Source organism: Chitinophaga sp., assembly GCF_036569125.1.
In the GTDB taxonomy this organism is placed as follows: domain Bacteria; phylum Bacteroidota; class Bacteroidia; order Chitinophagales; family Chitinophagaceae; genus Chitinophaga.
Window position 1 is genome coordinate 1 of record NZ_DATCRF010000775.1, and the last position, 11,895, is coordinate 11,895.

7 protein-coding genes are annotated in these 11,895 nt (G+C 49.2%); 5 read left to right on the forward strand and 2 right to left on the reverse strand.

Features of this window, described 5'->3' with window-relative positions:
• The coding region (locus VIM87_RS28595) for a LacI family DNA-binding transcriptional regulator (RefSeq protein WP_332000287.1) at positions 1-374 on the reverse strand (374 nt) is incomplete at its 3' end.
• A 452-nt stretch (positions 375-826) separates the two neighbouring features.
• Between VIM87_RS28595 and VIM87_RS28600 the strand changes: the two genes are divergently transcribed.
• The 4 genes from VIM87_RS28600 to uxaC all read left to right on the forward strand — a co-directional run bounded on the left by VIM87_RS28600 (position 827) and on the right by uxaC (position 8,312).
• Positions 827-3,163: a glycosyl hydrolase family 28 protein gene (locus VIM87_RS28600; RefSeq protein ID WP_332000288.1), complete on the forward strand. Its 2,337-nt coding sequence runs from the start codon at positions 827-829 to the stop codon at positions 3,161-3,163.
• 173 nt (positions 3,164-3,336) lie between these two features.
• Positions 3,337-5,232 (forward strand): glycoside hydrolase family 88 protein, encoded by a 1,896-nt coding sequence (locus VIM87_RS28605; RefSeq protein WP_332000289.1) that lies wholly within the window; start codon positions 3,337-3,339, stop codon positions 5,230-5,232.
• Positions 5,233-5,339: 107 nt separating this feature from the next.
• Positions 5,340-6,875, forward strand: a complete 1,536-nt coding sequence (locus VIM87_RS28610) for a tagaturonate reductase (protein WP_332000290.1) — start codon at positions 5,340-5,342, stop codon at positions 6,873-6,875.
• Between the two features lie 6 nt (positions 6,876-6,881).
• A complete protein-coding gene (uxaC, locus tag VIM87_RS28615) occupies positions 6,882-8,312 on the forward strand; it encodes a glucuronate isomerase (protein ID WP_332000291.1) in 1,431 nt (476 codons plus the stop codon).
• Positions 8,313-8,355: 43 nt separating this feature from the next.
• Here uxaC and VIM87_RS28620 read toward each other — a convergent pair whose 3' ends face one another.
• Positions 8,356-9,165, reverse strand: a complete 810-nt coding sequence (locus VIM87_RS28620; protein WP_332000292.1) for an AraC family transcriptional regulator — start codon at positions 9,163-9,165, stop codon at positions 8,356-8,358.
• 121 nt (positions 9,166-9,286) lie between these two features.
• On the opposite strand from VIM87_RS28620, the gene VIM87_RS28625 reads away from it, so the two are divergent.
• Complete coding sequence (locus tag VIM87_RS28625; protein WP_332000293.1) at positions 9,287-11,740, forward strand: M1 family metallopeptidase; 2,454 nt, start codon at positions 9,287-9,289, stop codon at positions 11,738-11,740.
• Positions 11,741-11,895: the final 155 nt, after the last annotated feature.

Genomic DNA, 11,895 nt, shown 5'->3' on the forward strand with positions numbered 1-11,895 from the left:
ATCAGCAAGCCGTCAATAGAGCGGGATGAGAGGTACTGCAGGGTCATTACCTCCTTGTCGTATGATTCATGGCTTTGGGAGATGATCACATTATATCCCTTGTCATTCGCTACCGATTCAATCCCGTTAATAGCCTGCGAAAAAAAGCTGTTGGCAATCTCCGCTACGATCACCCCGATGGAGCGGCTCCTTTTCTCTTTCAGGCTCAGGGCTATTGGGTTGGGATGGTAGTTGATACGGGTGGCGTATTCCAGCACCAGCTGTTTGGTTTCTGTGCTGATCTCGTGGCTGTCACGCAACGCACGGGAAACCGTGGAGGTAGACAGGCCCAAAGCTTTGGCAATATCCTTTATAGTGGCTGCTGCAAATTTCATAACGGATCAGTAAAAATAAGGTTTTTTAACAGCTTTTAATAGTGAATAATTAGTGCGCTTTACGCATTGTGATTCATTTTAATGTACTTCCCGCGGCCCAGGTTCAAAACATAAGTGCTTTATGCTTTATGCTTTCCGCTTTATGCTTCTTCCTTCTGAATCGTTCCCGGCAACGTTTGCGTAAAAAAATCATCCTAAATGCTTTTGTATTACTGAATATAGCTGTACAATTGTTAAATCGGATACCGGCCGCATGTTAGCCACAGTGTTAACTTTGCAGATCTACATTACACGCGCTGCTGTCCGGTATTTTCCATGCATATGCTTACATTAACGTTATGAATAGATCACCGCAAACCAACTGCTGATAACCGCCCGCGCCGGTGCCTTAAAGTAGAGGGGCATCCCGGAAGTATTTAGCACCGCTGATTTTGCCTAAAGCTATTGAGCTAATGAAATTATATATCACTTTACTGTTGTCGTTATTCGGATGGTTGCAAAGCGGGCAAAAGCCCCGCATATTCATGATAGGAGATTCCACCATGGCTGATAAGCCTTTGGTAGATAACCCTGAAAGAGGCTGGGGACAGCTGTTTCCGGTATTCTTTGAAAAAGGGGTGGAGATAAAGAACTATGCTGTGAATGGCCGCAGCACAAAGAGCTTTATTAATGAGCATCGCTGGGATAGTGTGCTGGCCCAGCTCAGGCCCGGCGATTATGTAATGATCCAGTTTGGCCATAACGATCAGAAGATCTCTGACAGCACCCGTTATGCAGCCCCGCATACCACCTACAAAGAGAACCTGCTGCGCTTTGTGCAGGAGGCCCGCGCTAAAGGCGCCAATCCTATTTTACTTACGCCGGTAATGCGCCGTAAGTTTGATGAGAAGGGAAAGTTTGTAGATCAGCATGGCGACTATCCCGGCGTAGTAAGGGAAGTAGCTGCCGCTAATAAAGTTCCTTTGATAGATCTGCATAAAAGCAGCGAAGCGCTGCTGGTAAAGCTGGGCGTTGAAGGTTCAGTAAAAATGTTCAAGACCACACCGGCCGGCCACTACAGCACGCTGCCACAGGGAGTGGAAGATAATACGCATTTCAATACTTATGGCGCTACCTGCATTGCAAGCCTGGTAGCAAAAGAGATCTCCGAAAAACATTTACCGCTGGCTCAGTACCTGGCCAAAACACCTTTTGAAGGCAAGTACCGTTTTGACCTGCCGGAGATCTACGAACCGCACTTCCGCCGCGATACGCTTAACATTGCAGATGCAGGCGCAAAGGCAGATGGGATTACGCTCAACACACAGATCATTAATACTGCCATAGTAAATTGCAGCAGTAAAGGCGGCGGGGTGGTGCTGATACCGGAAGGCATGTGGCTCACCGGCCCCATTGTGCTCAAAAGCAACGTGAACCTGCACCTGGCAGCCGGCGCGGTATTACAGTTCTCAGCCAGTCACGATCAATACCCCCTTGTGGAAACTACCTATGAGGGATTACGCGCCGTACGCTGCCAGGCGCCGGTATCCGGGGTCGACCTGGAAAATATAGCCATTACCGGTAGTGGTATTATTGACGGTGCAGGCGATGCCTGGCGCGCCGTGAAAAAAGATAAGCTCACGGAAACACAGTGGAAAAAGCTGGTAGCTTCCGGTGGTATGGTTGGCGAAGGTAAGGACAGCAGCGGCTGGTACCCCTCCCGTAACTATTACAATGCTTCCAAAATGAAGCTGGTAGGCGTTATCATGCCTGGTAAAAAGCTCAGCGATTATGAAGATGTAAAGGATTTTCTGCGGCCAAACCTGATCAGCATCAGCAGCTCTAAGAACGTGCTGCTGGAAGGGGTTACCTTCCAGAACTCGCCGGCCTGGTGCCTGCATCCCCTGTTATGCGAGAACATCACTTTACGGAATGTATATGCAAAAAATCCCTGGTACGCGCAAAATGGTGATGGGGTAGACCTGGAATCCTGCAATTATGCACGCATCACCGGCAGCACTTTTGATGTGGGGGATGATGGCATCTGTATTAAATCCGGCCGCGATGAGCAGGGCCGTAAAAGAGGCAAGCCAACAGAAAATACTATTGTAGATAATTGCACGGTATACCACGCCCATGGCGGCTTTGTAATAGGCAGCGAAATGTCGGGCGGGGCGCGTAACCTGTTTGTATCCAACTGTACTTTTATGGGTACGGATATTGGCCTGCGCTTTAAAACCACCCGTGGCCGCGGCGGTGTGGTGGAAAAAATTTACATCTCAGACATTAAGATGAAAGATATTCCCGGCGAAGCTATTTTGTTTGATATGTACTACGCTGCTGTTGACCCGGTGCCTTTATCCGGCGAAAAAAGGGAAGCGCCTAAAGTAGAGGTTTTTCCGGTAACAGAAGCCACACCGCAGTTTCGTGATTTTCATATCAGCAATATTGTATGCAACAATGCCGCTAAGGCATTATTCATACGCGGCTTACCGGAAATGCCCATCTCTGATATTTTCCTGGATCATATGACCATCAGCGCCAAAAAAGGTATTGAATGCATGGAAGCAAAAAATATACACCTGTCTGATGTGCACCTGCTTACCAAAGATACCGACCCGCTGATCACGGTACGCAGCAGCCAGGATCTTACATTCAACACTATAAAATACGATCAGGCTAACCGGTTTATGACCCTGCAGGGAGAAAAGTGCAGCAACATAGTAGTAACCGGTACCGATATACGTAAATCAAAAGAAGATACAAAGTTCACTGCAGGCGCCACTAACAAGGCCCTGCAGGTAAAGTAATAGGTGGGTTGACAAAGAAAAATGTAAAATCATAAATGTAAAATTTTAAATGTAAAAGTAAAATGCTACGGAATCGGCTATTTATGTTCGCAGCATTTTCCTTTGACATTTATGATTTGAAATTTTACATTTTACATTCTTGTAGATCAGCCTTACATTAAGCAAAAGGCATTATGCGCAAACAACAAATCGTCTTTCTACTCACCACACTGGCCCTGGCCTTCAGCGCCACGCTCGCTCACGCGCAGTCCGCTGCCATGGCCGCTACCATGATGCGTAAATGGAAAGATTCCGCATCCAGCCCGCCCAACTGGACCTATGACCATGGGGTAGTGCTGGAAGGCATAGCCGGCCTGTGGCAAAATACCGGCGATGCCAGGTACTTCAGCTATGTGCAGCAAAGCATGGATCGTTACATAGATGACCAGGGCAACATACGCACCTACAAAACGCAGGACTATAACATAGACAACGTAAAGAACGGCACGCTGTTACTGTTGTTATACCGGGTAACCGGCCATGAGAAATATAAAAAAGCAGCAGATCACCTGCGGGAACAGCTGCGCGCACAACCCCGCACCAGCGACGGCGGTTTCTGGCACAAGCAGCGTTACCCTTACCAGATGTGGCTGGACGGCCTGTATATGGGCGAGCCTTTTTATGCCGAATATGCAGCCCTCTTTCATGAGGATACTGCTTTCAATGATATTACCCGCCAGTTTGTGCTGATGGAAAAACATTCCCGGGACGACCGTACCGGCCTCCTGTACCACGGTTGGGACGAATCCCGCCAACAGCAATGGGCAGATAAGACCACCGGCCGCTCGCCCAATTTCTGGGACCGGGCCATGGGCTGGTATGGTATGGCCTTAGTAGATGTGCTTGACTTTTTCCCCGCAAACCATAAAGGCAGGGATACGCTCATTGCTATCCTGAACCGCTATGCCGCAGCAGTGAAAAAGTACCAGGATCCCGCTTCCGGCTGCTGGTACCAGGTAATGGATAAAGCAAAGGAAAAAGGTAATTACCTGGAAGCTTCCGGCTCCTGCATGTTCGTATATGCATTGGAGAAAGGCGTGCGGAAAGGATATTTGCCGCTTAGCTACCGTGCGGTAGCACAGAAAGGTTTTGCCGGTATTCAAAAGCAGTTCGTTAAGCCGGCAGAAGCAGGCGGCGTGAACCTGGATGGTGTGTGCAGCGTAGCAGGCCTGGGCGGTAATCCCTACCGCGATGGCAGCTATGCCTATTACCTCAGCGAAAAGGTGGTGACCAACGATCCTAAAGGCGCAGGCGCCTATATTATGGCCGCCAATGAAATGGAAATGTTGCACACGTTAAACACTGGCAAAGGGCTTAGAGTTACTTTAGATCAGTATTTCAATAGCGAATGGCGTAAGGATGTTACGGGCCAAATGCAGCGCTGGCACTACGTATGGGGTGAAAAGGATAACAATGGTTATTCCCTGTTCGGCCATATATTTAACCGTTACGGCGTAGCGCTGGATACATTGTCTGTAGCGCCTACTGCCGCCAACCTGCAGCACAGCAACATTTATATCATAGTAGATCCGGATACGCAAAAGGAAACAGCAAAGCCTGATTACATGACGGCGCAGGATGCAGCGCAGCTGTACAACTGGGTAAAAGCAGGCGGTGTGCTGGTGATCATGGAAAATGATTCCGCCAACGCAGAGCTGCAGCATATTAACCTGCTAACAGAGCGCTTTGGCATTCACTTTAATGAAGACAGCCGTAACCATGTGCAGGGACGGCAGTTTGAGCAGGGTGCGTTACAGATCCCTGCCGGGCATCCCATTTTTGCGCACACCAAAAAAGTATATATCAAAGAGCTCAGTAGCATGACGGTGAAATCGCCTGCTACAGCCGTATATAAAGATGGGGACCATGTGCTGATGTCAGTAGCGAAGGTGGGCAGGGGCGCCGTATTTGCCGTAGGCGATCCCTGGTTTTACAATGAATACCTGGATGGCAGAAAGCTGCCGCCGGAATACGAAAATTACCAGGCCGCCACTGACCTGGTGAGCTGGTTGATCAAACAGGCGAAATAAATAAGTCCATGGTCCATAGTCAATGGACCATAGCTTACAACGCACAACATATCATACGAGTATAGGCCATGGACTATCGGCCATGGACCGTGGACTAAAATAATGTCATGATGAAACAATTGTCCAAAGCGCAATTATCAACACTAAAGAACAGCGCAGCTGTGCAGGTACCGGAAGCCTCTCATTTACAGCTGCCGGAAAAGGTATTACAGTTTGGTACCGGTGTGCTGTTACGCGGCCTGCCGGATTATTTTATAGATAAAGCCAATAAAGCCGGCATCTTCAACGGCCGGGTAGTGATCGTAAAATCCACCGGCAAAGGAACTACGGATGCTTTTGCAGAGCAGGATGGTTTGTACACGCTTTGCGTGCGGGGTATTGAACAGGGGCAGCAGGTAGAGGAAAATATCCTGAACGCATCCATCAGCCGCGTATTAAGCGCTGCGGCGGAATGGCCGGCCATCCTGCAATGTGCAGAGAACCCGGAGATGGAGGTTATTGTATCCAATACCACAGAAGTAGGCATCACCCTCACGGACGATAACGTGCATGCCGCGCCGCCAGCCTCTTTCCCGGGTAAGTTACTGGCCTTCCTGTACCACCGTTATCAGCATTTTAACGGCGCAGCAGATAAAGGTATGGTCATTATTCCCACGGAGCTGATCGTAGATAATGGTAAAAAGTTAAAGGATATAGTGCTGGAGCTGGCTGCCCGTAACAGCTTACCGGAAGCTTTTATCAGCTGGGTAGCGCAGTCAAATTATTTCTGCAGCTCGCTGGTAGACCGTATTGTGCCCGGCGCACTGCCTGCAAAAGAGCAGGAGGCCATGCAGCAGGAGCTGGGTTATAAAGATGATCTTATGATCATGGCAGAAGCCTACCGTTTATGGGCCATTGAAACCGGCAGCGACCTGGTAAAACAACGTTTAAGCTTCAGCGAAGCAGACAGCGGTGTTGTATTGGCGCCGGACATCAATGTATTCCGGGAGCTGAAGCTGCGCCTGCTGAACGGTACCCATACTTTTAGCTGCGGGCTGGCGGTGCTGGCTGGTTTTGTTACTGTACGCCAGGGCATGGAAGATGCGGATCTGGAAGCTGCCATTGCCACGCTCATGTTACAGGAAATGGTGCCGGCTATCACGGATATTTATATCACGGCTGCAGCAGCTACACAGTTTGCGCACAGTGTGCTGGACCGCTTCCGTAACCCGCACCTCGCGCATCAGTGGATCAGCATTACCATGCAATACACTTCTAAAATGAAAATGCGTAATGTGCCTGTATTGCTGCGCCATTACAGCCGCACGCAGGAAGCGCCGCAGCTGATGGCGCTGGGCTTTGCAGCTTACCTGCTGTTCATGCGCAGTGAGCAAACAGCAGAAGGGGAGTATAAAGGCACTGCAAACGGGCAGGTATATACGATAACAGACGATCATGCCGGCTGGTACCATGCCCAGTGGAAACGCCTGGAACCTGCCGTGCTGGTGAGGACGGTGTTAAGCAATACTGCGCTGTGGGGCACAGATCTTACAGAGCTGAAAGGTTTTGCCACTGCCGTTACCAACATGCTCTCCGCCCTGTTACAGGAAGGCGCGGGCAGCCTGCTGAAAAAAGTTAATCATGTTAAGATGAGTGTAAATTAATAAAGTATGAAAAAGTTCCTGGATGAGCATTTCTTATTGAACACAGCCACTGCTCAGCGTTTATACCATGAGTATGCGAAAGAAATGCCGGTGATCGATTACCACTGCCACCTGCCGCCCGCACAAATAGCAGCCGATATGCAGTTCGAGAATTTAACACAGGCCTGGCTATACGGCGATCACTATAAGTGGAGGGCTATGCGTACCAACGGCGTGCATGAAAGTTACTGCACCGGCAATAGATCAGATTGGGAAAAGTTTGAGCAATGGGCCGCCACCGTACCCTATACCTTACGTAACCCGCTTTACCACTGGACACACCTGGAGCTGCAGCGTTATTTTGATGTGAACGAGGTCCTCAATCCATCTTCCGCTGCCAGGATCTACGGCGAGTGTACAGAAAAGCTGCAGAGCCCTGATTTCTCCGTACGCAACCTGCTGCGCAAAATGAAAGTAGCGCTGGTATGTACCACAGATGATCCGGTAGATACGCTGGAATACCATCAGCAGCTGAAGAAAGAAGGCTTCGAGATCCCCATCCTGCCTGCATTCCGGCCGGATGCATCTATGAATGTGGATGATCCCTTAAAATATAATCAGTACCTGGAAAAGCTGGGAAAGGCTTCTGATATTACTATCAGCACCTACCAGGATCTGCTGGATGCGCTGCGTAACCGGCACGATTTCTTTGCCGCTAACGGCTGCTCCGTATCAGACCATGGTATTGAGGAAATTTATGCAGATGATTTTACCGCTGCGGAAATAGCGGCCATCTTCAAAAAAGTAAGAGGCGGCGCCGCATTGTCACGGGAAGAGAACCGCAAGTTCAGATCCGCATTGTTGCTGGAGCTGGCAGAGTGGGACTGGGAAAAAGGCTGGGTGCAGCAATACCACCTGGGCGCACTGCGTAATAACAATTCCCGCATGCTGCGCCAGCTGGGGCCTGATACCGGTTGGGATTCCATCGGTGATTTTTCACAGGCGCGCGCCCTGGCTAAGTTCCTGGATCGTTTGGATAGCCAGGACAAGCTGGCCAAAACCATCCTGTACAACCTGAACCCTTCCGATAATGAGCTGCTGGCTACTATGACCGGTAATTTCAATGATGGTTCCGTTGCAGGTAAAGTGCAATTTGGTTCGGCCTGGTGGTTCCTGGATCAGAAAGATGGTATGATCAAACAGCTGAATGCCTTATCTAATATGGGTTTGCTGAGCCGTTTTGTAGGCATGCTCACTGATTCGCGCAGCTTTTTGTCTTATCCACGCCATGAATATTTCCGCCGTATAGTATGTGAGCTGTTTGGCCAGGAAATTGAAAGCGGAGAGCTGCCCAATGATCTGCCCTGGGTAGGTAAGGTGGTGCAGGACATCTGCTATTTTAATGCACAACAATATTTCAACTGGCAGTTCCTGGAGCAGCAGGTGGCCATTTCATAACGAACCTTTCACATTGTTTTAAACTTCCCTTTTACACGCCGGCCTACGCAGTTGCTTTCCTGTATTGCAGCGGTGTAAGGCCGGTAATTTTTTTGAAGATGCGCCCGAAATGGCTTTGATCCGCGAAGTTACACTCCGCCGCAATTTGCGCCAGGTTCTGCTGCGTATGCCGCAACAGCGTGCAGGCGCGGTCTGTCTTTAGCTGGTTTACATATTCACCGATACTTACGCCATACGCTTTCTTAAACGCCCGCACAATATGAAAGGGGCTCATTTGCGTAATGGCCGATAACTCTGCCAGGGCCACCGGTTCCTGCTGTTCATGCAGGATCTCTTTTATCATGCGCAGCCAGTTGGGCACATCATTATGCAATGCTTTTTCCCGCAGGAACAGGGCCATGCATTCCAGCGTAAGGCCTTCTATCATCAGGTTAGACCAGGCATGGTATTGCTGGAACTCCGCCTGCATTTTATGGATCAGCAGTTTTAACGCCGTACTTTTTAAGCGGGCAATTTTAGTAAGGGTAAAAGGTCCTGCCTCAAATTTACTGAGCCAGGCCGCATCTATTTCTATATTAAAGCAGCTGGCAGCAGCTACAGGAAATGCATTGCTGTGCGCAATACCTGCCGGGTGAAAAACAATATCTTCCTGCTCGCAGATCAGCTTACCGGACACCGATTGTTCCTGGTAGCTGCCATGCTGCACATAACAGAGATAGCTGTTTTCATGAAAATGATCGGGCAACGTAGTGTGAATGGGGTAGTTGCTTAAAGTAAGGATCACCCCTTTGGTTTGCACTTTCTTCTGAATGTTGCCATAATAATCCCCCTGGTGTAAGATGCTTCGGCTCATAAATGCGTATGGCTGGTAATGAATAAAGGTACCCAATAGCAAGATAGTAACAAAACCGCAATAACGTACTATTCTGTGCCAATGCGCCATCCTAGCTTTGTGGCACATTAAATGCCAACGGATGAACAAACAATTTCTTATAATAACGGCCCTTTTTCTTCTTATCATGTTGCCTGTTAAGGCCCAGCAGCCCGGTGTTTACCGCGAAACGGCTCCAAAGATCAACAGCCTGGTGCATACGGAGCTGGAAGTAAGTTTTGACAATCGCAAAGAGCTGCTGTTTGGCAAGGCCTGGATCACCTTGCAGCCGTATGCTTATACCCTGGATTCGCTTACACTGGATGCAAAGAGTATGCTTATCCACGGGCTGGCCTTAATAAAAGCCGGCAAAAAGCAACCCTTAAAATATACTTACGACAGCGCTCAATTGCACATAAAGCTGGATAAGCCTTACCGCCCCGGCGAAAAGTATACGATCTACATTGCCTATACCGCGCAGCCGGCATTGGTTAAATCGCAGGGCAGCAGCGCCATAACCAGCGCCCGTGGTTTATATTTCACCAACCCGGATAGCACTATCCCCGGAAAGCCTGTACAGATCTGGACCCAGGGCGAAACAGAAGCATCCTCCGCCTGGTTTCCCACCATCGATAAACCCAATCAAAAGATGACCACAGAGATCCGGATGACGGTGCCTGCTGCTTATACAACCCTCTCCAACGGCCGTTTAGCAGCACAGCATTCCAATGGCGATGGCACCCGTACAGATACCTGGAAAATGGAGCAGCCGCATGCGCCTTACCTGGTAATGATGGCCACCGGTATGTATTACATCTATAAAGACAAATGGAAGAATAAGGAAGTAAGCTATTATGTGGAGCCGGCGCAGGCGCCGTATGCAAAAGAGCTGTTTGCCAACACCCCGGAGATGATGACCTTTATTTCCAATACCCTGGGGGTAGATTATCCCTGGAATAAATATGCGCAGATCATTGTGCGGGATTTTGTGAGCGGCGCCATGGAAAACACTACTGCAACGGTACACGGCGATTTCACTTACCAGAACGACCGGCAGCTGATCGACGACCGCGTTTGGGACGGTAACATTGTACATGAGCTGTTTCACCAGTGGTTTGGCGATTATGTAACCACAGAAAGCTGGAGCAATCTTACCGTGAATGAATCTTTTGCCAACTACAGCGAAACCCTGTGGCAGGAATACAAATACGGTCAGGACGCCGGCGATTACACCAACAACAACGCGCTGGAATTATACCTGGATGGCGGCCCGGCAGATGAACAAAAGAACCTGGTGCGTTTTTATTACGATACGCAGGAAGATGTGATAGACCGTGTTACCTACCAGAAAGGCGGCCGCATTCTGCACATGCTGCGCAACTACCTGGGTAAGGAAGTGTTTTACAAAGGCCTGCACCTGTATCTTACGCAGAATGCCTTTAAAACAGGAGAAGCGCAACAGCTGCGTTTAGCGCTGGAAGAAGCCAGCGGCCGCGATCTTAACTGGTTCTTTAACCAATGGTATTATGACAGCGGGCATCCTTATCTTGACATTCAGTATAACTGGGACGCAGCTACGGGAACACAAACCGTGTATGTGCAGCAAACGCAGGCTGGTAAAATATTTACGCTTCCTTTCGCCATTGATATATATACTAACGGGAAAAAAGAACGCCACGAAGTATGGATGAAGCAAAAAGCGGATACCTTCCGCTTTGCTTTGCCCTCCCGTCCTGAGCTTGTGAATGTGGATGCTGATAAGGTATTGCTCGCAGTAAAAACAGATCATAGATCCTTGCAGGAATATGCCTACCAGTATTTTCATGCACCCCTGTACATGGACCGCCTGGAAGCCATTCAAAAAGCAGCGGCCTCGCAGCAGGATGCAGCTGCACGTGATGTGTTGATAGCCGCCTGTAAAGATAAATTCTACCGCCTGCGCATCAGGGCCATGGATTCGCTGAACATGCAAAATCCGGAGGTAAGGGCTGCTGCGTTGCCCCTATTACTGAACCTGGCCCGTACCGACAGTTTTACCTTGGTACAGGCTGCAGCCATCAAAGCCATTGGCAGGTTGAAAGACACATCGTACATGGCCCTGTTCCGGGAAAAAATAAACAGCCGTTCCTATGGCGTACAGGCAGCAGCGATAAGCGCCATGGCAGCCGCCAATATGCCGGAAGCAAAACGCTACGCCGCCATGCTGGAAAAAGACAGTAAAGACTATTTAAACTGGGCCCTGGCTGCCGTATACGTAACCTCGGGCGATACCACGAAACTGGATTTCTTCAGCCGCACGCTGGACAATATGTTCACCAATATGAAATCCCGCGTAGTGGTGGGTTATCTAAAGCTGCTGGAACAAACCAACGATAATGCTACGTTCACTGCCAACTTTGAAAAAGCGCTGAAACATGTGCGTGACTACAAACCCTATAATCTGCAGGGCCGCTTTGTACCTGTTCTGCAATCCATAAAGGACCGGAAAACCGCCGCCCATCTGGATGCGCAGGCAAATATGGCCAGTGCCGCCATTCAGGAAATGACCGCGCCGTAAAATGTAAAATGATGAATGTAAGGGACTGACCAAAAAGAATGTAAAATCATAAACCGACGAAGGAGGTTCATAGAGACCACTTAAAAGACTTTATGAACGAGATAAATGTAAAATTTAAAATGTAAAAGTAGAGTGCCGCGATTCCAAATACAGAC